Source organism: Micromonospora wenchangensis (assembly GCF_002210435.1).
Taxonomy (GTDB): Bacteria; Actinomycetota; Actinomycetes; order Mycobacteriales; family Micromonosporaceae; genus Micromonospora; species Micromonospora wenchangensis.
Genome location: NZ_MZMV01000006.1, coordinates 36,321 through 58,879, shown reverse-complemented (window position 1 = coordinate 58,879; position 22,559 = coordinate 36,321). Strand labels below are relative to the sequence as shown.

Annotated in this window: 25 protein-coding genes; 10 read left to right on the top strand and 15 right to left on the bottom strand. The window is 73.1% G+C overall.

The window, feature by feature from the left end:
- Positions 1-21: 21 nt before the first annotated feature.
- The 3 genes from B5D80_RS04995 to B5D80_RS04985 form a co-directional block, all read right to left on the bottom strand.
- On the bottom strand, positions 22-1,257 hold the full coding sequence (locus tag B5D80_RS04995; RefSeq protein ID WP_144081585.1) for a hypothetical protein: 1,236 nt from the start codon (positions 1,255-1,257) through the stop codon (positions 22-24).
- Between the two features lie 107 nt (positions 1,258-1,364).
- Positions 1,365-1,946, bottom strand: a complete 582-nt coding sequence (locus B5D80_RS04990; RefSeq protein WP_088642571.1) for a nucleotidyltransferase family protein — start codon at positions 1,944-1,946, stop codon at positions 1,365-1,367.
- Positions 1,947-1,995: 49 nt separating this feature from the next.
- Positions 1,996-2,565 carry a kinase gene (locus B5D80_RS04985; RefSeq protein ID WP_088642570.1) on the bottom strand — a complete coding sequence of 190 codons (570 nt, stop codon included), beginning with the start codon at positions 2,563-2,565 and terminating at the stop codon, positions 1,996-1,998.
- A gap of 122 nt (positions 2,566-2,687) precedes the next feature.
- Here B5D80_RS04985 and B5D80_RS04980 point away from each other — a divergent pair, with 122 nt between their 5' ends.
- From B5D80_RS04980 to B5D80_RS04970, 3 genes are all read left to right on the top strand, one after another.
- Entirely contained in the window at positions 2,688-3,128 is a 441-nt protein-coding gene (locus B5D80_RS04980; RefSeq protein ID WP_088642684.1) for a YkvA family protein, read from the top strand.
- A 392-nt stretch (positions 3,129-3,520) separates the two neighbouring features.
- Complete coding sequence (locus tag B5D80_RS04975; RefSeq protein ID WP_088642569.1) at positions 3,521-4,096, top strand: hypothetical protein; 576 nt, start codon at positions 3,521-3,523, stop codon at positions 4,094-4,096.
- A gap of 238 nt (positions 4,097-4,334) precedes the next feature.
- The gene (locus B5D80_RS04970) at positions 4,335-5,018 is read left to right on the top strand and encodes a lytic polysaccharide monooxygenase auxiliary activity family 9 protein (RefSeq protein WP_211291402.1); all 684 of its coding nucleotides are present in this window, start codon (positions 4,335-4,337) and stop codon (positions 5,016-5,018) included.
- Between the two features lie 99 nt (positions 5,019-5,117).
- Here the strand turns inward: B5D80_RS04970 and B5D80_RS04965 are convergent, their stop codons facing one another.
- Together B5D80_RS04965 and B5D80_RS04960 are read right to left on the bottom strand one after the other, a co-directional pair.
- A complete protein-coding gene (locus B5D80_RS04965) occupies positions 5,118-5,639 on the bottom strand; it encodes a PspC domain-containing protein (protein WP_088642568.1) in 522 nt (173 codons plus the stop codon).
- Positions 5,636-5,959, bottom strand: a complete 324-nt coding sequence (locus B5D80_RS04960; protein ID WP_211291401.1) for a PadR family transcriptional regulator — start codon at positions 5,957-5,959, stop codon at positions 5,636-5,638. The genes B5D80_RS04965 and B5D80_RS04960 overlap by 4 nt, the downstream gene beginning before the upstream one ends.
- A gap of 147 nt (positions 5,960-6,106) precedes the next feature.
- Between B5D80_RS04960 and B5D80_RS04955 the strand changes: the two genes are divergently transcribed.
- Entirely contained in the window at positions 6,107-6,931 is an 825-nt protein-coding gene (locus B5D80_RS04955) for an ABC transporter ATP-binding protein (protein WP_169733036.1), read from the top strand.
- 3 nt (positions 6,932-6,934) lie between these two features.
- On the opposite strand, the gene B5D80_RS04950 is transcribed toward B5D80_RS04955, so the two are convergent.
- Genes B5D80_RS04950 through B5D80_RS04935 form a run of 4 tightly spaced genes read right to left on the bottom strand, consistent with a single transcriptional unit; the run spans position 6,935 to position 10,852 of the window.
- Positions 6,935-7,747 carry an ABC transporter ATP-binding protein gene (locus B5D80_RS04950; RefSeq protein ID WP_088642567.1) on the bottom strand — a complete coding sequence of 271 codons (813 nt, stop codon included), beginning with the start codon at positions 7,745-7,747 and terminating at the stop codon, positions 6,935-6,937.
- Positions 7,744-8,778: a FecCD family ABC transporter permease gene (locus B5D80_RS04945; RefSeq protein ID WP_088642566.1), complete on the bottom strand. Its 1,035-nt coding sequence runs from the start codon at positions 8,776-8,778 to the stop codon at positions 7,744-7,746. The genes B5D80_RS04950 and B5D80_RS04945 overlap by 4 nt, the downstream gene beginning before the upstream one ends.
- Complete coding sequence (locus B5D80_RS04940; protein ID WP_088642565.1) at positions 8,775-9,815, bottom strand: FecCD family ABC transporter permease; 1,041 nt, start codon at positions 9,813-9,815, stop codon at positions 8,775-8,777. The genes B5D80_RS04945 and B5D80_RS04940 overlap by 4 nt, the downstream gene beginning before the upstream one ends.
- On the bottom strand, positions 9,815-10,852 hold the full coding sequence (locus tag B5D80_RS04935) for an iron-siderophore ABC transporter substrate-binding protein (protein WP_088642564.1): 1,038 nt from the start codon (positions 10,850-10,852) through the stop codon (positions 9,815-9,817). The genes B5D80_RS04940 and B5D80_RS04935 overlap by 1 nt, the downstream gene beginning before the upstream one ends.
- A gap of 99 nt (positions 10,853-10,951) precedes the next feature.
- Between B5D80_RS04935 and B5D80_RS04930 the strand changes: the two genes are divergently transcribed.
- Entirely contained in the window at positions 10,952-12,637 is a 1,686-nt protein-coding gene (locus B5D80_RS04930; protein ID WP_088642563.1) for an ABC transporter ATP-binding protein, read from the top strand.
- On the top strand, positions 12,634-14,487 hold the full coding sequence (locus B5D80_RS04925; RefSeq protein WP_088642562.1) for an ABC transporter ATP-binding protein: 1,854 nt from the start codon (positions 12,634-12,636) through the stop codon (positions 14,485-14,487). The genes B5D80_RS04930 and B5D80_RS04925 overlap by 4 nt, the downstream gene beginning before the upstream one ends.
- On the opposite strand, the gene rpsD is transcribed toward B5D80_RS04925, so the two are convergent.
- Positions 14,475-15,083: a 30S ribosomal protein S4 gene (gene rpsD, locus B5D80_RS04920; protein ID WP_088642561.1), complete on the bottom strand. Its 609-nt coding sequence runs from the start codon at positions 15,081-15,083 to the stop codon at positions 14,475-14,477. The genes B5D80_RS04925 and rpsD overlap by 13 nt on opposite strands.
- A 73-nt stretch (positions 15,084-15,156) precedes the next feature.
- On the opposite strand from rpsD, the gene B5D80_RS04915 reads away from it, so the two are divergent.
- From B5D80_RS04915 to B5D80_RS04900, 4 genes are all read left to right on the top strand, one after another.
- Positions 15,157-15,891, top strand: coding sequence for a DUF2470 domain-containing protein (locus B5D80_RS04915; protein ID WP_088642560.1), 735 nt, complete (start codon positions 15,157-15,159; stop codon positions 15,889-15,891).
- Between the two features lie 117 nt (positions 15,892-16,008).
- Positions 16,009-16,557 (top strand): hypothetical protein, encoded by a 549-nt coding sequence (locus tag B5D80_RS04910; protein WP_088642680.1) that lies wholly within the window; start codon positions 16,009-16,011, stop codon positions 16,555-16,557.
- A 26-nt stretch (positions 16,558-16,583) separates the two neighbouring features.
- The gene (locus tag B5D80_RS04905) at positions 16,584-16,979 is read left to right on the top strand and encodes an Imm7 family immunity protein (protein WP_088642559.1); all 396 of its coding nucleotides are present in this window, start codon (positions 16,584-16,586) and stop codon (positions 16,977-16,979) included.
- Between the two features lie 82 nt (positions 16,980-17,061).
- A complete protein-coding gene (locus tag B5D80_RS04900; RefSeq protein WP_088642558.1) occupies positions 17,062-17,598 on the top strand; it encodes a P-loop nucleotide/nucleoside kinase family protein in 537 nt (178 codons plus the stop codon).
- A 34-nt stretch (positions 17,599-17,632) separates the two neighbouring features.
- Here the strand turns inward: B5D80_RS04900 and B5D80_RS04895 are convergent, their stop codons facing one another.
- The 5 genes from B5D80_RS04895 to B5D80_RS04875 form a co-directional block, all read right to left on the bottom strand.
- Positions 17,633-18,133 carry a cellulose binding domain-containing protein gene (locus B5D80_RS04895; protein ID WP_088642557.1) on the bottom strand — a complete coding sequence of 167 codons (501 nt, stop codon included), beginning with the start codon at positions 18,131-18,133 and terminating at the stop codon, positions 17,633-17,635.
- A 259-nt stretch (positions 18,134-18,392) separates the two neighbouring features.
- Positions 18,393-19,694, bottom strand: a complete 1,302-nt coding sequence (locus B5D80_RS04890) for an FAD-binding oxidoreductase (RefSeq protein ID WP_088642556.1) — start codon at positions 19,692-19,694, stop codon at positions 18,393-18,395.
- Positions 19,694-20,500: a polyprenyl synthetase family protein gene (locus tag B5D80_RS04885; protein WP_144081584.1), complete on the bottom strand. Its 807-nt coding sequence runs from the start codon at positions 20,498-20,500 to the stop codon at positions 19,694-19,696. Before B5D80_RS04885 ends, B5D80_RS04890 begins: the two co-directional genes overlap by 1 nt.
- Positions 20,487-21,302 (bottom strand): isoprenoid biosynthesis enzyme family protein, encoded by an 816-nt coding sequence (locus B5D80_RS04880; RefSeq protein ID WP_144081583.1) that lies wholly within the window; start codon positions 21,300-21,302, stop codon positions 20,487-20,489. Before B5D80_RS04880 ends, B5D80_RS04885 begins: the two co-directional genes overlap by 14 nt.
- A complete protein-coding gene (locus tag B5D80_RS04875; RefSeq protein WP_088642553.1) occupies positions 21,287-22,555 on the bottom strand; it encodes a glycosyltransferase family protein in 1,269 nt (422 codons plus the stop codon). The genes B5D80_RS04880 and B5D80_RS04875 overlap by 16 nt, the downstream gene beginning before the upstream one ends.
- Positions 22,556-22,559 lie beyond the last annotated feature (4 nt).

The following is a 22,559-nucleotide window of genomic DNA, read 5'->3' as shown; positions in this document are numbered from 1 at the left end:
CCGTTCACCGATCCGCGGTGGTCACCGCAGCGCCACCACGGCGACCGTGCCCCCGTGATGGCGCAGCACGGTCTCCGGCGCCGGATCGTGCCGCAGCAGCGTGTGCCGGACGAGGTCGGTGCCGGCGGCGAGATCGTCGAGGACCGCGATGTCCACGCTGACGGCGTGGGTGACGTAGCCACCGGAGGCGTCCCTGCGCATGCTGCTGCCGCTCTGCCGGGCGTGGCCCAGGTCCCGGTCGCGCAGCGCCCGGTCGAGGTCGCGGGTCACCGTCGTGGCGTACCCGCGCGGATCCGGCCGGCCGCCGACCGCCAGGTGCAGGCTCAGCCGGTGGCGGCGGGCCCCGCGCAGCGCGCTCGGGCCGAACCACCTGGCGACGAGGGAACCCCGCGCCGCGCCGGTGACCGTTTCGAGGATCCAGCAGACCTCGGCGGGGTCCGTGGGCTCGACGAGCCCGCGCAGGACCACCGGATGCCCGACGCCGGCGGCGGCGAGCGTCCGGCCGGTCTGCGCGGCCAGGCTCAGGTCGCGGTCGGCGACGGCACGGGCCGGCAGGTCACCGAGGGTGTCACGCGCCGCCGCGGGCACGGCGTCGGCGACGGTACGCCCGGCGGCGGCGAGCAGCGCCCGCCAGGCGTCGAACGGGAACTCCGACTCCGGGGCGCGGAGGCTGTAGAGCGTGAAGTCGCCGCCCTGGTCCTCGTCCTGGTCGACGGTCCAGTTCCCGGCGTCGTCGCGCTGCCAGGTGACGCCCCTGCCGCGCCCGTCGCACCGGTACAGCCAGGAGCGGACCGTCGGCCAGTGGGCGGCGTCGGCGGGGCCGGTGCCGAAGGCGGCGGCCAGCAGCGGGGTGACCGCATCGAGGTCGTCGTGCTCACCGAGCAGCACGAACCGGCCGGCCAGCGCCAGCAGCGGGCCGGGATGCGGCAGGTCCGGGTCCCGCAACGCGACGGCCCGGGCGATCAGGTCCAGTTCGTCCCAGCGCAGGGCGTGCGGGAAGGGGTGCGCGTCGTCGTCCCAGCCGAGTTGCAGCGGCTCGGTCACGCCGGGCGGGCACATACCGAGGTTGACCATGCCGAGATCGATGTCGATTTCCAGGACGAGCGTGTGGCCGCCGCCGACGTCGGCCGTCAGCGTCCACCCGGGATGGTCCTCCCAGCGCTCGTCGTCGTCATCACCGTCGTCGTCGCAGCGGTCGTAGGCCGACCAGAACGACGGGTCTTTCAGCAGGTCACGCAGGTCTGTGGGGAGAGGCACGCCGGGCATCGTACCCAGGCACCCCGACGTTTCCCCGGGTCGGTTCGGCTCACCGCCGGGTGCTGATCACGACGGCGGGGAGGGGACAGGCACCCTCCGCGACCCGCTCACCGGCGGTCGGGGTCGACCACCCGTACGCCGGGCCAGCGTGCCGCCGGGCGGTGACGGGCGAGCCGACGCCGGGACACCTCGCGGCCGGCGCGGGCCGGGTTGTGCCGCCACACCCCGTCGAGCAGGTCGTCCAGGCCGTACGGCGCGCAGACCGCGATCCGGTCGTCGGCGTGCAGGCGTACCGCGACGGCGGTGGCGTACTCGGGCCAGGTGGCGACCGCCTCGGCGACCGTCCGCAGCGGGGCCACCGGGTCGCCGCCGAACGTCGCCGGGTACCAGGTGTGCACCGCGGCCTGGTTTTTCGCCTCCCACGGCGGCTGCGGCCAGGCCGTCGCCAGTCGTGCGGTGGCCCGGTCGTCGTTGGCGCGGGTCAGGTCCGTCGGGTCGAGGAAGACCACGTCGACGTCCCGCACCGACGACGGGTCGAAGCCGTCGCCGTAGCGTTGGCCCCAGACGAGGTCCCGCACGACCCCCGCCCCGATCCACGCGTCGGGCAGGCCGGTGTCCCGGACCACCCGCAGCGCCCGCATCAACCACCCGCTGCCCCGGACCAGGTTCCGCAGCTCGTCCTCCCGCACCCGGCCAGCCTACGAGCGGCCGTCGTCGTGGCGTGGGAGCGGTGGGTGGTCAGGGTCGTCCGGGGAGGACGTCGGCGTCGCCCCCGGTCAGGGGCAGCCCGGCGGTGGCGGCGATCCGCCGGACCGCCTCCTGAAGCGGGGTCGTCTCGGGCAGGACGACCTCGTCGTCGTACCCGAGCAGGTCACGCGGGGCGTACCAGCCCCGCATGTCGTCGGCGGTGAACTCGGTGGCCTGCGGACGCGTCTCGTGTCGTCGCAGGGTCTCGGGCAGCGACACGTCGAGATAGACGAACACCGTCCTGCCCTGGTGGCCGTCGCGCAGCGCGGTGAGCATCCGCCGGTACCGGGCGGTGTACAGGATGCCTTCGAGGATCACGTGGTAGCCGTGGTCGAGGGCCAGCCGGACCGTCTGCCCGATCAGGGTGGGCGCGAGCCCGCCCGGCCTGTCCCGTTCCCGTAGCACTACCCGACGCAGGTAGTCCTGCTCGACCAGGGCACAGCCGCGACCGTGCCGCAGCCGCAACTGCCGGGCGATGGTGCTCTTGCCCGCCCCCGAGTTCCCCCGGACAACGATCAGGATCGTCCGGTCGCTGCCGGTCGGGACCGCCTCGTCCGTCACGGTGGCCCTTCCCGGGTGTCGGTCGGTCCGGCCACCGGTGTCGCGTCGACCGGCGGGCGCGGCGGGACTCTGCGACGATGCCCGGGCCGCGCGCACGGGTGCGGCGGAAGGGGGCGGCGCGGATGGTCGCGGACATCCTGGTCGGTGGCGCGGTCGCGGTGGCGGTCTCGTGGGTGGCGTTGCTTGTCGGTCTGCTGATCGTACGACCGAAGGGCCCGTTGCTGACCGAGGCGCTGCGTATCCTGCCCGACCTGGTGCGGCTGCTGCGGCGGCTGGCCGGGGACAGGACCCTGCCCCGCGGCGTCCGGGTGCGCCTGGGCCTGCTGCTGGCGTACCTGGTGGTCCCGGTCGACCTGATTCCGGACTTCGTCCCGGTGCTCGGGTACGCCGACGACGCGATCCTCGTCGTCGCGGTGCTGCGGTCGGTGGTCCGCAGGGCGGGTGTCGGGGCGGTGCGTCGGCACTGGCCGGGCACCCCGGACGGTTTCGCCGCCCTGTGCCGGCTGACCGGCGTCGGCCACGCGGGCGGCGACCGCCGTCCGGGCGACGCCGACGCCGGGTGACGGGCTCGGCCGACCACCGGAGGCCGGGGCGTGGGGAATCGATTCCGGCGTCCTCACCTGCGGAGACGATCGGACCGAATCCCCACTGACGCCCGTCAATGTTGCCAGAGCGGCTCCAGACGTGTTGGAATGGCCCATATCGCCGCAGCACGGGGGCAACCGTGCTGAGCACGGCCAGCACGGGAGCACCGCGGTACGGGCAGCGCGCCACCCTGGCGGACGCCCGCACGTCACCGCGCCGGGCCATCGTCCTGACGACGGGCATCCCCGCCGGGCAGGTGTCCGCGCCTGCCCTGCGCACCCCTGGCACGCATCCCCGACGACCGGTGCGTTCGACGCCCCGGGCCACGGTCGGTCCGCCAGCAGAAGAACCGGCGACGAGGTGAGAAGCGATGAGTTCCGCAGAGAGTTCGGCGTGGTACCGGCACCGCCTGGTGTGGGTGGCGGTGATCCTGCTGGTGGTGTCGGTCGGCACGGTCGTGCTGGCCAACCGGGGCAGCACGGGGGCGGAGCCGGCGGATCTGCCGGCGCAGATCACGGCCCGGATGCGTACCACGCTGGAACGGGCGGACCCGGCCCAGCACCAGCACGCCGGGCACGACGCCCAGCAGGGTGCCGGCGCGGAGAAGCCGCCGGTGATCTGCGGGGTCCGCGTCTACGGCTACGAACCGGCCGGGGCCGCCACGTTCGCCGACGTCCGGACGGTCTACGGCTTCCACCTGTGCGGGATCGCCGAGCAGAAGCGCCCCTGGGACGTGGCGGTCAAGCTGGCCGGCCCGCTGATCATGGACATGTCCACCGACCCCCCGGGCATCACGGTCGTCGAGGCGACGGCGGAGGTCCGGTTCGTCGACCGGTTGCGGGAGATGTTCCCGCCCGCGTACGCGACGATGGCGCAGCAGGAGGCGCTCGGCGCGACGGAGATGGCCGACCTGCGTCGCCGCTACGACGCCGCCGCCAAGCTGTGACGCGCCGGGCGGCGTAGCGGTCGGTCCCGACCGTCGGACCGGCACCCGGTGGTGCCGTGTCCCCGGCCCGTCACGCCCGTCGCCGATCAGGTGATCCCGGACAGCTCGACCACATCCGACACCTCGATCCAATCCGACTAAAAATCGATCAACATTGATATTTTGCCGTATGGGTGCCACAGTGGATTCGGGAGCATTCGCCTCCCGATGTCACGTACCGACGAATGGAGGATGAACAGTGCGTTCACACCAGTCCGACCAATCCGGCGGACGTCCCCGGTCCACCGCCCGCCGGTCCCTCCAGGCGCTCGTCCTGATGTTCGCCATGGTGGTCGGTACGCTGCCCATGACCAGCCCCGCCCAGGCGCACGGGACGATCATCAACCCGGCGACCCGGGCGTACCAGTGTTGGCAGACCTGGGGCAGCCAGCACACCAACCCGGCCATGCAGCAGCAGGACCCGATGTGCTGGCAGGCGTGGCAGGCCAACCCGGACACCATGTGGAACTGGATGAGCGCGTTGCGCGACGGCCTGGCCGGCCAGTACCAGCCCAGCACCCCGGACGGGCAGCTGTGCAGCAACGCCCTGTCCCGGAACAACTCGCTGAACAAGGCCGGGGCGTGGAAGGCGACCACCGTCAGCCGCAACCTCACGGTCCAGATGTACGACCAGGCCAGCCACGGTGCGGACTTCTTCCGGGTCTACGTCACCAAGCAGGGGTTCAACCCGGCCACCCAGACGGTCGGGTGGGGCAACCTCGACCTGATCACCACGACCGGGCGGTACGCGCCGGCGCAGAACATCTCGTTCAACGTCTCGATCCCGTCGTCGCGTACCGGAAGCCACGTCCTGTTCTTCATCTGGAAGGCGTCGCACGCGGACCAGACCTACATGTGGTGCAGCGACATCAAGATCGCCTGATCGACGACGCGCCACTCATCCGGCCCAGGGCTGCCCCGCCCTGGGCCGGGTCCGTTTCCGGCCGGGCCCCGACCGCCCGCGGGCCCCGCCGCCCCCGGCTCAGCCGGGTCGGGGCGCGTCCCGTCGGCGTTCGTAGTCGGCCACCGTCGGGACGACGGGAAGCACGAGCAGCCCGACGAGGTACGCCACGGCGAGCAGCCCACCGGTGACCAGGGTCAGCAGCAGCACGACGGTGCGCACCCAGTCGACGCGGAATCCGCCGTACGCCGCGAGGCCGAGACAGACGCCGCCGAACCACCCGCCCTCGCTGATCCGGCACCAGAACCGGCCGCGTACCGCTCCCCCGACCTCGGCCGGCGCGGGGTGCGCCGGCCGCACCGGCCCGAGTTCGGCCAGGATCGCGGTCATCCGGGCACCGGTCACCGGGTCGCCGCCCGGATCCAGCCGGTCGCCGACGGCGGCCTCCAGGTCACGCACGATCTCGTCGGCGTCCGGGTCGCCGCGCAGCGCACGTCGGGCGTCGTCGAGATACCCGCGCAGGGCGTCGTACGCCTCGCGGGTGGCGGGACAGGCCGCGGTGTGCCCGGTGAGGCGGATGGCGGTGGGATCGTCCATGGTCATCGTCCAACCGAATCGATCATGCGGGTCAGGTCGTTCCAGTGCTCCCGGAACGCGGCGAGCCGCTGCCTGCCGGCGTCGGTGAGCAGGACGTACTTGCGGGGCGGCCCGGACGGCGACTCCCGCCACTCGTGGTGTACCAGCCCGTCCCGCCGGAGCTTGCTCAGCAGCGGATACAGCGTGCCCTCCTGAGCGGGGAAGTTCACCTCCCGCAACGCGGCGAGGATCTCCGCCGCGTAGCGCTGCCGGGACTCGACGGCGGCGAGCACGAGCGGTTCGAGCAGGCCGCGCCGCAACGCGACGAGCATCGGGTCGGCCTGCATGCCACTACCTTGCCACAACAAGGTACCTGTCGCAAAGCCGGTTGCCCGGGCGGGGCCCGTCCCACCCCGGGAGATCCGACCGGGCTGACCTCGGAGCTGTTGTTACGGTTTCCGCATGCTGCCCGACCGCTGCCCCACGGTTTCCCCGTGACCGCGCCGCCGGTGCTGTGCGTGACGGACGCGGCCGTCGTCCGCGACGGCAGGCCGATCCTGTCCGAGGTCTCGCTGACGGTGCGAGCCGGCGAGCACTGGGCGCTGCTCGGTGCGAACGGGGCGGGCAAGAGCACCCTGCTCAGCCTCCTCGGGGCGGTCGCCCATCCCACCCGGGGCACCGTCGAGGTGCTGGGTCACCGGCTCGGCCGGGTCGACCTGCGGGAGCTGCGTTCCTACGTCGGCCACGTCAATCCACGGCACGACCCGGGTTCGCCGCTCACCGTGCGCGACGTCGTGCTGACCGGGTTGACCAACACCAACGACCGCGTCCCCCGATGGCAGCCGACGCCGGAGCAGGTCGTCGAGGCCGACCGGCTGATCGGCCTGCTCGGCCTCGGTGAGCGGCACGGGGCGCGGTGGCCCACCCTGTCGCAGGGGGAACGGGGCCGCACGCTCATCGCCCGCGCGTTGATGCCCAGGCCCCGCCTGCTGCTGCTCGACGAGCCCGCGACCGGCCTCGACGTCGCCGGCCGGGAACAGCTCATCGAGCGGCTCGACGCGCTGCAGGACACCTACCCGCAGCTCGCGTCCGTCCTGGTCACCCACCATCTGGAGGAACTTCCTCCGGGGACGACCCACGTCATGCTGCTGCGCGACGGACGCCCGCTGGCGGCGGGCCCCGCCGACGAGGTCCTCACCAGCGACCAGGTCAGCAAGTGCTTCGACCATCCCATCCGCCTCACCCGCACCGACGGGCGGTGGAGCGTGCGGGCGAGCCGCCCGACCGCGCGTCCGGATGGTCCACCGCCAGGTCGGTGAAGGCTAGGCGCGCGCGACCGAGACGTGGTGACGGCCGATCGGCAGCATCAGCGGCCGGCCGGAGACCGGGTCGACGATGACCCGGCTGTCCAGGCCGAAGACGGCCCGTACGCACTCCTCGGTCAGCACCTCGGCCGGCGGTCCGGCCGCGTACAGGCCGCCGTCGGCGAGCGCGATGAGGTGGCCCGCGTAGCGGGCCGCCATGTTCAGGTCGTGCAGCACCATCACGATGGTGGTGCCGCGCGTGGCGTTCAGGTCGGTGAGCAGGTCGAGCACCTCGACCTGGTGGCTGACGTCGAGGAAGGTGGTGGGCTCGTCGAGCAGCAGCAGCTCGGTCTGCTGGGCCAGCGCCATCGCGATCCACACCCGTTGGCGCTGGCCGCCGGAGAGTTCGTCGACCGACCGGTCGGCCAGGTCGGCGGTGTGGGTGGCGTCGAGGGCGGCGGCGACCGCGCGGTCGTCGTCCCTGCTCCAGCGGGACAGCAGCCGCTGGTGCGGGTTGCGGCCCCGGCCCACCAGGTCGGCCACGGTGATGCCCTCCGGCGCGATCGGCGACTGGGGCAGCAGGCCGAGGGTGCGGGCGAGTTCCTTGGCCGGCATCCGGTGCACCTGGCGGCCGTCGAGCATGACGTGGCCGGTGCGCGGGGCGAGCAGCCGCGACATCGACCGCAGCAGCGTCGACTTCCCGCACGCGTTGGCGCCGACGATCGCGGTGATCCGGCCGGGCGGCACGAGCAGGTCGAGCGATTCGATGACGACGCGGTCGCCGTAGCCGACGGTCAGCTTCTCGGTCGTCAGGGCGTGGTCGGTGGTCACAGCGAGCCTCCGGCGCGGTTCGTGCGGACGAGCAGGTAGATGAGGTACGGGGCACCGAGCACCCCGGTGACCACCCCCACCGGGAAGCGGATGTCGAAGGCGAACTGGCCGAGGAAGTCGGCGACCAGCACCAGCAGCGCGCCGACGAGGGCGGACGGCAGCAGCGGTGAGCCGCCGGCCCCGACGAGCCTGGCGGCGATCGGCCCGGCCAGGAAGGCCACGAACGCGATCGGCCCGGTGGCCGAGGTGGCGAACGCGATCAGACCGACGGCCGCGACGATCGCCACCAGCCGGGTACGTTCCAGCCGGGTGCCGAGCGCCGCGGCGGTGTCGTCGCCGAGTTGCAGCATGGTCAGGCTGCGGGCCCGGCTCAGCAGCACCGGACCGAACACGGCCAGGGCGGCCAGCACCGGAAGGGTCTCGTCCCAGGTGGAGCCGTTGAGGCTGCCGTTGAGCCAGCGGGTCGCCGCCTGCAGGTCCCACTGGCCGGCCTGGTTGAGGATGTACGCGGTGGCGCTGTTGAGCATGGCGGCGATGCCGATACCGATCAGCACCAGCCGGGTGCCGGCCACACCGTCGGTGAACGACAGCAGGTAGATGAGCACGGCGACGCCGAGCGCGGCGACGATGGCGAAGACCGCGACGCCGGTCTCGCCGAGGCCGAGCACGATGATGGCGAAGGCCGCGGCGGCGCTCGCGGCCGAGCTGATGCCGATGATGTCGGGGCTCGCGAGCGGGTTGCGCATCATGGTCTGGAAGGTGACCCCGCCCATGCCGAAGCAGAGGCCGGTCGCCAGGGCCAGGACCGTGCGGGGCAGCCGGAGTTCGCCCACGGTGAACGACGCTCCGGGCACGGTCTCGCCGAGGATCACCCGCAGCACGTCGCCGGCCGGGTAGAAGGTCCGCCCGACCATCAGCGAGACGACGACCATCGCGGCCACCGCCAGGGTGAGCGCGGCGAGCACGGCGCGGCGTCGTCGGTCACGCCGGACCCGGCCGCGGGTGACGGCCGCCAGGGTCGTGGTGCTCACAGTTCGCGTACCTTCTGCCGGCGGACGATGTAGATGAAGAAGGGTGCGCCGATCAGGGCGGTGATGATGCCGGCCTCGATCTCGTCGGGGCGGTTGACCACCCGTCCGGCGACGTCCGCGACGGTCAGCAGCGCCGCGCCGACCAGGGTCACGAACGGCAGCAGCCAGCGGTGGTCGAGCCCGACGAGCAGTCGGCACAGGTGCGGCACGACCAGGCCGACGAAGGCGATCGGTCCGGCGACCGCGGTGGCCGCGCCGCAGAGCACCACCGCGCCGGCGGCGGCGATCCCCCGCACCAGGGCGACGCGTTCGCCGAGACCGGCGGCGAGGTCGTCGCCGAGCGCGAGGGAGTTCAGCGCCCGGGCGCACAGCAGGCAGACGGCCAGCCCGGCGAGCAGGAACGGCAGGACCTGGCCGATGCTGTCCCAGCTGGCCCCGCCGACGCCGCCGACCTGCCAGGACTGGAAGTTCTCGGCGATGTCGCCGCGGGGCAGCACGACCGCGGCGACCAGCGAGGCGAGGGCGGCGGAGGTGGCCGCCCCGGCCAGGGCGATCTTGAGCGGGGTCGCGCCGCCGCGACCGAGCGAGCCGACCGCGTAGACGAACAGCGAGGACACCGCCGCCCCGGCGATGGCGACCCAGATGTACGCGGTGGCGGTGTACAGGCCGACGGTGGCCATGCCGACCGCGATGGCCAGCATCGCGCCCATGTTCACCCCGAGGATGCCCGGGTCGGCGAGCGGATTGCGGGTGACGCCCTGCATCACGGCGCCGGAGAGGGCCAGGGCCGCGCCGACGAGGGCCGCGAGCACCGTACGGGGCAGGCGTTTGACCACGGCCGCCTGGTCGAGGGTGTCCTGGGCGCCGCCGAGCGCGGCGGTGATGTCGGCCCAGCCGACGATCCGGGAACCGAAGGCCACCGACGCGACCAGGGTCAGGGCCAGCGCGGCGAGGACGACCAGGAGCCAGGTCAGCCGCGTCCGGGCCGGGCGTCGCCGCGGGGCGACGTCCGGCCCGGATGTCGTCAGAGCGGTCATCAGAGCTTGTCGGCGGCTTTGCCGAGCAGGTCGACGTAGTCCTTGAGGACGTACGAGACGCCGAGCGGCGTCGGGTTGGCGGCGGTGGCGACGGGGGTGCTGCCGGGCAGGGAGACGAAGGAGCCGCGCCTGATCGCCGGGATCTTGGACAGCAGCGGGTCCTTCTGGAGGGTGGCCAGGGTGGTGCCGTCGGCGTCGCCGTAGGTCACGATGATGTCCACGTCGCTGAGGTTCTGCACCTGCTCGGCGCTCTGGGTGAGGCTGAACTCCTTGGTCGTCGCGGAGGCCTTCGCGATGCTCTCCGGGTGGGTCATGCCGAGGTCGGTGAAGAACTGGGCCCGGGTGTCGTTCGTGGTGTAGAAGCTGATCTTGCTGAGGTCGGTCGGGTCGAGGTGGGTCAGGAACATCACCGACCGGCCGGCCAGCTTCGGGTAGCGGGCCGCCTCGTCCTTCATCTGCTTCTCGATCTTCGCGATCAGCGCGTCGCCCTCGGCGGCCAGGCCGAGGGCCCTGCTCTCCAGTTTGATGCTGTCGCGCCAGGACGTGGCCCAGGGCGCCTGCGGGTACGCGACGACCGGCGCGATCTTCGTCAGGGTGTCGTAGTCCTGCTTGGTCAGGCCGGAGTAGGCGGCGAGGATGACGTCCGGTCTGGTGTTCGCCACCGCCTCGAAGTCGATGCCGTCGGTCTCGTCGAACAGCACCGGGGTCGACGCGCCGAGTTCCTTGAGCCGCGCGGCGTCCCAGGGCAGCAGCCCGTCGCCGTCCTCGTCGCCGAAGTTGGCCTTGGCGTAGCCGACCGGGACGACGCCCAGGGCGAGGGGGACCTCGTGGTTGGCCCAGTTGACGGTGGCGACCCGCTCGGGCTTCTTCGCGATCGTGGTGGTGCCCAGCGCGTGGGTGACGGTCAGCGGGAAGGTCGCCGTCGCGGACCCGGACGCGGCGGGCTCCTCGTCGGTGCCGGCGGACCCGCCGCAGGCGGCGAGGGCGAGCGTGGTGGCGACCGCGACGATGCCGGTGAGCAGCCGGGTGGGGCGCATGCGGAGTACTCCAACTCACATAGTAAGGACAGGCTTACCTAAAACTTGATCGGTAAAGTACTCCACGTTCCTGAGCCGTTGACCAGGGGGTTCTACGTAGTGAGCAAGGTAAGTACCGGCGCTGCCGTCCTGCGCCGGGCGGTCGCCCGCAACGGGCGACGCCTCTGGACCGGCACGGCACTGGCCGGCGTCTACCAGCTCTGCGCGGCCCTGGTGCCGATCCTCATCGGCGTCATCGTCGACCGGGCCGTGGCCACCGGCGCGGTGACCGCGCTGCTCGGCTGGACCGCGACCCTGGCGCTGGTCTATCTCGTCCTGGTGGTGACGTACCGCTTCGGCGCGCGGCACCTGCAACGGGCCATCGCCGAGGAGGGCCACCAACTGCGGGTCGAACTGGCGGCGAAGATCCTCCACCCGCGCGTGCTGCGCACCGGGCGGCACACCGGCGACCTGCTCGCGGTCACCACCACCGACGCCGAGTACACCTCCTACCTGCTCGACCACATCCCGCGGGTCACCAGCGCGCTGGTGGCGGTCACGGTCAGCGCGGTCGCGCTGCTGCTGATCTCGACGCCGCTCGGGCTGACCGTGCTGATCGCCATCCCGGTCGTGCTGGCGGTCCTCACCCGCACCGCCCCGCTGATCGCCAGGCGGGTCAGGGAACAGCAGGACCAGGCCGGTCGGGCCAGCGCGCTCGCCACCGACCTGGTCACCGGGCTGCGCCCGCTGCGCGGCATCGGCGCGCAGGACGCCGCAGCGCAGCGGTACCGCCGGGTGAGCCGCCGCAGCCTGGCGGCCACGCTGCGCGCCTCCCGGACCCAGAACGCGTACCTGGGCGCGTCCACCATGCTGAGCAACCTGCTGGCCGGGGGCATCGCGCTCCTGGCGGGCTGGTTCGCGCTGACCGGCCGCATCACCGTCGGCCAGTTCATCACGGTGATCGGCTCCGCACAGTTCCTCGTCGAACCGTTCGGCGTGCTCGCGGTCGTCCCCGGCTGGACGGCTGCCGCCCGCGCGGCGGCGGACCGGGTCGCCGCCGTCCTGCGGGCTGACGTGGTCCTGCCGCCGGGCACCGCCGCGCCCGACGGGTGCGAGCTGCGCCTGACCGACGTGACGTACGGCCCGCTGGCCGGTCTGCACCTGCACGTCCGCGCCGGGGAGTTCGTCGGCGTGGTGGCCTCCCGGCCGGCGGACGCCGAGGCGCTGGCTCGGCTGCTGGCGGTGCCCGACGGCCATTCGGGTGACGTCCTGCTCGGCGGCGAACGCCTGGAGACCGTGGACCGGGACCGGGCGCGCCACCTGCTGCACAGCGAACCGCACCGCACCGACCTGTTCAGCGGCACCCTCGCCACGAACGTCGCCCCGCACGACGACGGCGGACGGCTCGACGAGGCACTGCGCGCCGCTGCCGCCGACGAGGTGGCGCACCTGCATCCGGCGGGCCTGGGCATGCCGGTCACCGAACGCGGCGCGAACCTCTCCGGTGGCCAGCGCCAACGCGTCGCGCTCGCCCGCGCACTGCTCGCCGGACCGCCGCTGCTGGTCCTGCACGACCCGACCACCGCCGTCGACGCGGTCACCGAACAGGCCGTCGCCGACGGCATCCGGTCGCTGCGCCACGGGTCGGACGGCGGGTACGGCACCGTCGTCATCACCAGCAGTCCGACGTTGCTCGCCGCCACCGACCGGGTCGTGTTCGTGGCCGACGGCGTCGTCGCCGCCGAGGGCGCGCACGCCGAACTCGTCACCCACGACGACAGCTACCGCCGGGCGGTGCTGCGGTGACGTCCCCGACCCTGCCCGTGGCCAGCCCCCGCGAGAGCAGGGCGTGGCTCGGCGCGCAACTGCGGGCCCGCCGGGCCGTCGCCGTCGGCACGCTGGTCGTCGGGCTGCTCGCCGCCGCCACCGCCATCGTTCCCGCCTACGCCTTCGGCCTGCTGGTCGACCGGGTCCGCGCCGGGGGCGGCACCGGTGTGCTCGTCCCGGTCGCCGTGCTCATCGTGACCGCCGCGGTCGTCGGTGGTGCGGCCACCGGCGTCAGCGCCCACCTGATCCGCCGGTTGGGTGCTGGCATCCTCGCCGACCTGCGCGAACGCACCCTGGACGTCGCGCTGCGGCTGCCCGTGGCGGTGCTCGACCGGGCGGGCCGGGGCGACCTGGTCTCGCGGGTCGGCGCGGACGTCAGCGCCATCGACCGGGCCGTCACCGAGGTGCTGCCCACCCTGGTCTCGGCCCTGTTGCTGGCGGCGATCAGCCTCGGCACGATCGTCGGCATCGACTGGCGGCTCGGGCTGGCCGGCGCGGTCGCCGTCCCGCTCTACGTGCTCGGCGCACGGTGGTACCTCCCCCGGGCCGCGCCGGCCTACGCGGCCGAGCGGGTCGCCATCGCGTCCCGGTCCCAGCGGTTCGTCGAGAGCGTGCAGGGCGTCAGCACGGTGCACGCCTACCGGCTGGAGGACCGCCACCTCGCCGGCATCGCGGACGCCTCCGCCCGTGCCCGGGACCTCTCGACGAGCGTGTTCGCGCTCTACACCCGGTTCGTGGGACGGATCAACGGGGCGGAGTTGGCCGCGCTCGGGGCGGTGCTGGTGGTGGGGTTCCTGCTCGTACGCCGGGGGGCGGTGACCCTCGGCGAGGTGTCGGCGGCGGCGTTGCTGCTGCACCGGCTGTTCGGCCCGGTCCTGCAACTGATGGTCACCTTCGACAAGGCGCAGGACGCCGGGGCCAGCCTGGCCCGTCTCGTCGGGGTGCTGGGCACGGACCCGGACCGTCGCGCGGGCGGCACCGCGCCCGCGACGCACGACCTGGTGCTGGACGGCGTCAGCTTCAGCTACGACGGGGCCACGCCGGTGCTGCGTGACGTCTCCCTGCGGGTCGGGGCGGGCCGGGTGGTCGCGCTGGTCGGCTCCACCGGTGCCGGGAAGACCACCGTCGCGTCGATCGCCGCCGGGGTCCTGCGACCCGGGCACGGCGTGGCCACCCTGGGCGGCGTCCCCGTCCCCGAGCTGCCCGCCCGGACGATCGCCCTGGTCAGTCAGGAGACCCACGTGTTCGCCGGCCCGCTCGCCGAGGACCTGCGGCTGGCCCGCCCCGAGGCCTCGCCGCAGGAGCTCACCGCAGCCCTGGACCGGGTCGGTGCCCTGTCCTGGGCGCTCGCCCTCCCCGACGGGTTGGACACCGTGGTCGGCGAGGGCGGCCACCCGCTGACCGCGGCGCAGGCACAGCAGTTGGCGCTCGCCCGGGTGGTGCTGCTCGACCCGGCGGTCGTGGTGCTGGACGAGGCGACCGCGGAAGCCGGCAGCGCGGGTGCGCGCGATCTCGAACAGGCCGCCGCCGCGGCGTTGGCGGGGCGCACCGCCCTGGTCGTCGCCCACCGCCTCACCCAGGCCGTGACCGCGGACCACGTCGTCGTCATGGAACACGGCGGGATCGTCGAGAGCGGGCCACACGCCGACCTGGTCACGGCGGGCGGCAGCTATGCCCGCCTGTGGGCGGCGTGGACCGCCCGCGCCGGCGCGTCGCCGACCCGGGCCGGCGACGCGCCGGTGTCCGTGGTGGCCGGCGGCGACCCGCCGGTGCCGCACCGGCGGCACGCGCGGTGGACCGGGTCGCCGCAGACCGCTCAGCGGGAGTAGAACTCGACCACGAGCTGCTCGTCGCAGATCACCGGGACCTCGTGCCGGGCGGGCTCGCGCAGCAGGGTGACGCGCAGCCCGGTCAGCTCCACCGACAGGTACGGCCGGGGGCGGTCGTCGGCGTGCGCGCCGGCGGCGGCGAGCTGGAACGGCGGCAGGGCGCGGCTGCGCTCGCGTACCGCGACCACCTGGCCGGGCCGCAGCCGGTACGAGGGCCGGTCGACCTTGCGTCCGTCGACGCTGAAGTGGCCGTGCCCGACGAGCTGACGTGCCTGGTAGATGCTGCGGGCCAGCCCGGCCCGCAGCACCACCGCGTCGAGTCGCCGTTCCAGGAGGGCGACCAGCGACTCGCCGGTCTTCCCGACGCCCCGGGCGGCCTCGTCGAACGTCCGGCGCAGCTGGGCCTCGCTGACGTTGTACTGGTGGCGCAGCCGCTGCTTCTCCAGCAGCCGCACCTGGTAGTCGGAGGTCTTGCGCCGGTTGCGGCCGTGCACGCCCGGTGGGTAGGGACGCCGCTCGAAGTAGCGCACGCACTTGCGGGTCAGCGGGATGCCGAGGGCACGGGAGAGCCGGGCCTTGGGACGGGGGTGGTTCACGTTCGACGTCTCCGATCGGATGGTCTAGCCTACGAGTTAGGTAAGGCTAACCTACATTGAGGAGATCGGGATCATGCGACCCAGCCCGGCGGAGATCGTGCGCACCCTCGTCGCGGGCCACCTGCCCGCCCTCGCTCACCTGGCCCGCACCCCCGGCCCCCAGCAGGTCCGGCACGCCACCGACCCGCAGGGCCGGGTGCTGCTGCTGGTGCCGGTGCCCGGCGACCTCGCCACGGCGCTCACCCCACCCACCGGGGACACCGACGTCGCCACGGTCCTCGACGTGCTCGACCTGCCGCCCACCGCCGGCGCGCCGTCGCTCGGCCGGGCCTGGCTGTCCGGCTGGGCCGAACCCCTCGACGGCGACGAGGCACGACAGGCCGCAATGGACTTCGCCGCCGTCCGACCGACAGGTGACCTGCTCGACGTGGGCAGCCGGTTCGCGCTGCACCGGTTCGCGGTGAGCGAGGCCCGCTGGGAACGTGCCGGCGCGACGCGGCTGATCGATCCGCAGGCGTACGCGAAGGCCGAGCCCGACCCGCTGCACGCGGCCGAGGCCGACCTGGTGGCCGACCTGGCCGACCACCACGCCGAGCAGGTCGCGGCCCACCTGCGCCGGCAGTTGAAGCTTTCCGGTGCCGAGTCGCCCCGGGTGGTCCGGATCGACAGGTACGGCCTGACGGTCGCGTACGGTCGGCCCGGCGCGGCCCGACGGGCGAGGGTGAGCTTCGGACGACCCGTCGCCGACGTCGACGAGTTGTCCCGGCTGCTGCACCCGATGCTCTGCCCCCGGCAGGCCGCCGCCTGACCCGGACGCGGACCACCCTTACCCGGTCGCGGCCCGCCGGATCAACCGCATCAGGTCGGCCCGGTGGATCGACGGGTCCGGGTTTCACCGGTTGCCGGTTGCGGGTAGCCGGTGGACGTGAACCGCGATCTCGTGACGGCGTTGCAGGCCGCCTGGGGCCTGCCGGAGTTCCGCGACGGGGTGCGCCACGTCGTCGACCTCGACGAGGTGGCGCTGCTCCTGGCCGCGTTCTCCGTTCCGAAGCACGACCACGAGGTGGAACGCAGCCTGCTGCGGTTGCTGCGGTCCAGCCTGGACACGACCGAGATCCGGGAGGCGGTGTTGCTGCTGCTGGAACGCGACGAGGTACGCCGCCCGCTCCTCGCGGCGGTGGTGCGACCGCGTGCCGACAGACCGGGTCAGGCTGCCGCGATCACCTCGGCGGCCGAGGACCCCCGGGTGCGGCGTGAGGTACGCGCCGTGCTGGACGACGCCCGGGTGCGCGCGCTGCTCTGGCAGACGGTCGAGAGCCGGGTGGACGCCAACCGGGTCGGCCTGCTCCGTCGCGCCGCCGTGCTGTTCGTCCGGCACCCGAGCGTTCCCCGCCTCACCTGGGCCCTGCACCGCCACGGCGTCCTACGCGAACTGCGCCGCACCGCCCCGTCGGGCGATGACGCAGCGGCCTGACGGGCCGGTCGTCCTACACTTCTGCCATGTTCGAGTACCACGGGTGGATCACCCTCCGCTCGACAGCCGACGCGGTCGATGACGAACCACCTCTGCGCCTCGACGAAATCCAGGAACTGCTCAACGGGTACACCGGTCCCGGACTGGTGGATCTCCGCCCGGTCAACGGCGCGTACCACGTTCATCTCGGCGGGTTCCGCAACCACCGAGGCGGCCGGGACACCGACGTCATCCAACTGTTCACCGGGATCGGTCGTCTCGCCCCGGGGTCGTACGGGCTGCTGCACGTCCACGACGACGAGGACCCCGGGCACGAACTGGCCTTCCGGGTCCACCGGCTGGCCCGGGGAGCCGTCACCGAACACGCCGACCGGTTTCTGTCGCCGGTGATCCCCACCCTCGAAGACGAGTACGTCGACTGACCGGGGCAGGGTCCGTCGCCCGAAATCGCGAGCGGCATGCGCACAGGTGGGCGATGCTGGGGCGGCCAGCCAGGAGGCGACGATGGGGCGACCGACACTGTTCCTGACCGTGGGGCTCCCCTGCACCGGGAAGACCACGGCGGCGCGGCACATCGAGACCGCGCACGACGCGCTTCGGCTGACGAAGGACGAGTGGGTGAAGGCGCTCTACGGACCCGGGAATCCGCCACTGGCAGGGGCCGTGATCGAGGGGCGGCTCATCCAGATCGGGCTGCGCGCTCTCGAACTCGGCACCAACGTCGTGCTCGACTTCGGCCTGTGGAGCCGCGACGAGCGTTCCGCCCTGCGCCGGGCCTCAGCGGACCTCGGCGCTCGGGTGGAGCTGCACTACTTCACTCTCACCCCGTCCGAGCAGCGCAGGCGGCGTGACCGACGCCAGGCCGACGCGCCGCACACGACCTGGCCCATGTCGGACGGGGAACTCGCCGGGTGGGCCGCCGGTCTCGACGTCCCCACCCCGGGGGAACTCGACGGCAGTGAACCCCTCGATGCTCCCCCGGCGGGATTCCCGACCTGGCACGCCTGGCGGGAGCACCGCTGGCCGCCGTCGGCCCACTGAGACCTGCGGATCGACCCGCCGCCTGACCGACGGCTCAGCCGAGCGCGCAGGGCGTCCCGTTGAGGGTGAACGAGGTGGGACTGCCGGTGTCACCGGTGTGGTCGGCCACGAACCCGATGGCGATCGCCCCGCCCGGCCCGATGGTGACGTGGTCGTCGTGGCCACGGGCCGTGACCGTGCCACTCGACGGCGAGTACACCGCGTTCCAGCCGGTCGTGATGCGTTGCCCGGTGGGCAGCGGGAACGTCAGCCGCCAGGAGGTGATCGTGGTGACGCCGGTGTTGGTGATGGTGATGCTGCTCGTCAGGTAGGTGTCCCAGGTGTAGGCCGAGTACCTGACGGTGCAGGCGGCTCCGCTCGGCGGCGGGCTGCCCGGCACGGCGGTGCTGGGTGCCGGACTGCCCGGCACGGCGGTGCTGGAGGACGGGGTCGTGCCGGCCGAGGCCGTGGTGGGTGCGCCGACACCGCCCAGGGCGGCGGCCAGCGTAACAGCCGCCGCCGCTGCGGCACCGAGAAGGCTGCTCTTGGGTCTCATGACGACGGTGGTTCCTCCGGGGACGGCGCACGGCTGCGCGGCGGAGCGAGGATGCCGGCCGGCACGGGGTTTCGGTGCACCTCGCAAGCACCAACACTAATCGATCTACTTCGATTATGGGTCGGATCGGACCGCCGTCCACCCCACGAGGACGCGCGGGGTGGGCGACCGGCCGGAGACCGCCCCCGACGTGACCCGGTCCGGGCCCGACGCCGACGACACCGCGCGGACGGACACGCGGGCCGGGCCACGGGACGGATCAGATCGGCAACCGTGGGCCGAGCACGGTGCCCGGGTCGTAGCGGCGCTTCACCTCCCGCCACCTGTCGACGGTCGACGCACCGAACTGGGCCCGGTAGAAGTCCCGCTCCACCCGGTGGTAGCCGTGCAGGTAGACCCGGCCGCCGAGGTCGTGACAGAGCGCCCCCGCCGCGTCGAAGTGCTCCCGGTACGCGTCGACCCGATCCGGAGGCACGATGCAGTAGAAGCCGAACGTGCGTACCCGGTCGGCGGCGGGCAGCGGACTCAGCGGTGGCCGGGGCCGGGCCCCGGGACGCAGGAAAGTGCCGTTTACCACCGGGATCACCGCGGGATCGGCGAACCTGTCGCGGACCCCGGCGAAGAAGGCGTCAGCGTTCTCCATCGGCAGGAAGAAGTCGCTCCACAGCCGACGCGCCTCGGCGTCGTCCGCCAGCAGACCCGCGGCGACCTGGGCGCGGGCGATGCCGACGGAGAATCCGGCCTCCGCCTCGAACAGCCGCTGGTGGTAGTCGGCCACCAGGCTCTCGTCCGGCCCGGCCGGCGCGTCGGACGCCGCCCGGCCGACCTCGACCTTCCACCGGCGGGCGGCGGTGGAGTACACCGTGCGGCACACCCGCAGCCGCTCGTCGTCCCACACCTGCCCCGCCACCGTGGCGAGGTCGTCGCCGCCGAGCCGACGGACCAGGACGGCCGGTTCGGCGGGGACCACCCGCAGGTCGGCCCGGACGATCAACGCCACCTGGCCGAGGCCGCAGAGGGCGTACCAGAACAACTCCGGGTGCGGCCCGTCGGCGGTCGCGTGCACGAGCGTGCCGTCACCCGTGACGACGTCCAGCGCCGTCACCTGGTCGACGACCGAGCCGACGAAGGGCGACGTCGGCCCGAACCCGCCGACCGACAGCGTCCCGCCGACCGTGGCGTGTTCGTTGCTGGTCACGACCGGCAGGGCGAGGCCGTGTTCGTGCAACCAGCGGTGCAGAGTTCCCCAGCGCACCCCCGACTCGACCCGTACCGTCGCCGCCCCGACCAGTTCGATCCGGTCCAACGCGGTGGTGTCCAGTTGCAGGCTGTCGGTGAGGCTCTGCCCGTTGCTGCTGCACCCGTTACCCCGGGCGACGACCGCCAGTCCACCGGCGAGGGCGTACCGCACCGTCTCCTGCACGTCGGCGACACCCGCCGGGAAGACGACCGCCTGCGGCTCCCGGCAGTGGAGCCGGCCGAAGTCCCGCTGACAGCCCTCGGGTGCCGGATCCACCAGTTTCCCGGCCAGCAGCCGGGCGAGCGGTTGGTGTGGCGTCATCAGACGGTCGCCGCCGGCCGGCTGAGCAGGCCCTTGAGCTTCACCGCGAAGTGGTCGAAGAACGGCACCAGGCCGCACACCGGGTCGCCCTGCCGTGCCGCCGCGACGGCCCGGTCGCGCCACTCGTCGATCGCGGCGGCGACGTCGGTGACGTCGACCGCGCCCGAGGCGACCAGGTGGGCGAGGTTCCCGTCGCGCTCGTGGATCTCGGCGAAGTCGACCGCGTCGTCGCCGATCATGTAGAGCACGCCCAGTGCCTCACCGAACTCCCGGGCCGGCCCCACCAGCTCGGGAACCCCGCCCGCGAGGCAGTTGACCGCGGCGTAGTTGGCGAGCATCACCCCGGCCTTGATCCGGGCCGCCGCGATCCAGGACTCGACGGTGGTCGGCCGGGGCGCGGCGACCTCGACGATCTCCTGCCGCCAGATGTCCCGGTAGTCGTCCTCGAGCGTCTTCAGCACCTCGACCGGGCGCTCGTGGCTGGCCAGCAGCGTGGTGCCGACCGAGAGCAACTGGACCCCGAAGATCTGGTCACGCGGCGAGAGGGGCTGATCGTCGTCGATGAGGTCGTCGATCAGCTTCACGCCGACCGCGTGGATCGACACCCCGGCCCCGAGGTCGGCGCGCACCCGCGGGTCGCGCACCCACAGCGTCGTGTAGTACGGCGTACGCGGGTAGCCGGGGAGTTCGCGCACGAAATCCAGCCCCTGCCGGGACATGCCCAGGCTGGTGAGTTCGGTGAGACACCGCTGGACCACCCGCGCCTGGCTGGCGTCCATCTCGGCCTTGAAATCAGGAAATGTCAACACGGTCGTCCTCCAGAAGAAACGTGATCAGGCGGTCGGCGAAGTCGGCCATGAAGCCGGCGATCGGGAACTCGGGCGGGAACTCCGCCAGGGCGCGCAACGCCTCCGCGCGCCACCAGCGGGTCGCCGCGACGGCCGCGTCGCGGCTCACCCGCCCGCTACGGATCAGGTGGCACAGGTTGCCACCGGCCTCTCCGAGGTCGCGGTGGTCACGGATGTCGTCACCGATCATGAACAGGACGCCGAACGCCTCGCAGAAGGCGCGCGCGGCGGGCAGCCGGTCCACGACGTCGGCGGCGAGGCAGGCGGCGGAGGCGTAGCACATCATCATCCGACCCGACTTGATGCTGGCGTAGTGGATCCAGCTGTCCAGGTCGTGTGCCGGGCGTTCCGCCTCGTTGATCTGCTCCCGCCAGATCACCCCGTAGTCCTCGTCGAAGACACGCAGCACCTCGGCCGGCCGGTGGTGGGCGCCGAAGGTCGCCGTGCTGCTCTGGGTGAGGAACATGCCGAGGATCTGGTCCCAGGGCCGGATCGGCTGGTCACCGTCCATCAGGTCGTCGACGAGCTTGATCCCCATCGCGTGGGTGCAGATCGCGATCCCCAACTCCTGCCGCAGTGCCGGGTCCGGCACCCAGAGCGCGGCGAAGTAGGGAATCCGCGGATAGCCCTTCATCTGGCGGACGTACTCCAGCCCGGCCGGGGTCATGCCGGTCCCGGCGAGCCGGTCGGTGACCCGGTCCAGCAGGACGCGCTGCGCGACCGCCCACTCGTCGTCCAGGCCGCTCACTCCGGACAGCACGGGGCCTCCTCGTCGATCCGCACCGGCCCGCCGTCGAGCACCGCGGCGACGGCGGCCACGGTCCGCCGCCGGGCCCTCTCCGGGTCGAGCAGCGTACGGGCGAGGGCCGCCGCCCGGCGGCGACGCCGGGGCAGCTCGTCCGGGTCACCCACCCAACGGACGGCGACGTCGACCAGATCCTCCATCCGGTCGAAGCCGCGGCCGACCTCGTGCTCCTCCAGGAACGGGCCGACCCACTCCTCCATCGGCAGACCGGACCGCACCAGCAGTTGCGGAATGCCGAAGTAGAGGCCCTCCAGCATGGAGTTCGGTCCGGTCTTGGAGATGAACAGCGGCGCGTCGGCGGCGTGCAGCCACGCCAGGTACCGCAGGTAGTCGCCCTGCGCCAGCCGGTCGAAGGTCTGCCAGGCCGGCACCTTCAACTCGGTCAGCAGCTCGGCCGCCTCGGCGGCCATCGCCGGATTGTTGTACGCGATGAAGACCAGCGCCGCGTCGGGGTGGGCGCCGGCGATCCGCTCGACGGCGGCGAGATACTCCCGACCGCCCCGGTTGGACAGGATCAGGACCCGGGTACGCGCCTCGGCCAGCGCCGACTCCATGGCGTCGGCGTCGACACCACCGATGCGGCCCGCCTGCGCGGCACCCTCGAAGACCTGGGCGGCCTGGGTCTGCGCGAGCAGCCGGCCGACCGGCACGACCTGCTCGGGCCGGTACCCGTGCTCGCGGATCAGGTAGTCCCTGGCCCGGTCGAACTGCACCAGGTGCACCGGCAGGTGCGGGGCCCGGTGCACCGGCAGCCGGAGCAGCCCCTCGTTGGTCACGTAGTTGACCACCGGGATCGGCAGGTCCGCGACCCGCAACGCGGCGTGACTCAGCCGGGAGATCACCCCCTTGGTGCCGATCACCAGGTCCGGTTTCGTCCGGGCGAAGTGCTCGACGACGGCGGTCAGCCGGTCGGCGGTCGCCGCCGGCACCGGGTCGTCGTCCAGGCCGTCCGGCAGCCGGTCGGTGAAGTCGGCCATCAGGCTCAGGTAGCCGGCCCGGACCTCGTCGGCGGGCAGCCGGGCCGCCACCAGCTCACGGATGGCGGCACCGGCCTCGGCGAACTGCGGGAAGATCGTCTCGGCCTCGACGACGGTGACGTCGACGTCGTCGAGGCCGGCGGCCAGGGTCGCGGCGAGTGTCCGGCCGGCCAGGAGGTTCCCCAGCTCTCCCCAGGTGCGCATCGAGATGACCTGCACGCTGCGGGTCATGCCC

Excerpts from the sequence above, each read along its gene's own strand:
- B5D80_RS04915 (WP_088642560.1), top strand. The coding sequence starts at position 15,157 with ATGCGACCCAGCCCGGCGGAGATCGTGCGCACCCTCGTCGCGGGCCAC.
- B5D80_RS04960 (WP_211291401.1), bottom strand. The coding sequence starts at position 5,959 with ATGCAGGCCGACCCGATGCTCGTCGCGTTGCGGCGCGGCCTGCTCGAA.
- B5D80_RS04975 (WP_088642569.1), top strand. The coding sequence starts at position 3,521 with ATGAGTTCCGCAGAGAGTTCGGCGTGGTACCGGCACCGCCTGGTGTGG.
- B5D80_RS04935 (WP_088642564.1), bottom strand. The coding sequence starts at position 10,852 with ATGCGCCCCACCCGGCTGCTCACCGGCATCGTCGCGGTCGCCACCACG.
- B5D80_RS04965 (WP_088642568.1), bottom strand. The coding sequence starts at position 5,639 with ATGACCATGGACGATCCCACCGCCATCCGCCTCACCGGGCACACCGCG.
- B5D80_RS04905 (WP_088642559.1), top strand. The coding sequence starts at position 16,584 with ATGTTCGAGTACCACGGGTGGATCACCCTCCGCTCGACAGCCGACGCG.
- B5D80_RS04900 (WP_088642558.1), top strand. The coding sequence starts at position 17,062 with ATGGGGCGACCGACACTGTTCCTGACCGTGGGGCTCCCCTGCACCGGG.
- B5D80_RS04875 (WP_088642553.1), bottom strand. The coding sequence starts at position 22,555 with ATGACCCGCAGCGTGCAGGTCATCTCGATGCGCACCTGGGGAGAGCTG.
- B5D80_RS04895 (WP_088642557.1), bottom strand. The coding sequence starts at position 18,133 with ATGAGACCCAAGAGCAGCCTTCTCGGTGCCGCAGCGGCGGCGGCTGTT.
- B5D80_RS04940 (WP_088642565.1), bottom strand. The coding sequence starts at position 9,815 with ATGACCGCTCTGACGACATCCGGGCCGGACGTCGCCCCGCGGCGACGC.
- B5D80_RS04980 (WP_088642684.1), top strand. The coding sequence starts at position 2,688 with ATGGTCGCGGACATCCTGGTCGGTGGCGCGGTCGCGGTGGCGGTCTCG.
- B5D80_RS04890 (WP_088642556.1), bottom strand. The coding sequence starts at position 19,694 with ATGACGCCACACCAACCGCTCGCCCGGCTGCTGGCCGGGAAACTGGTG.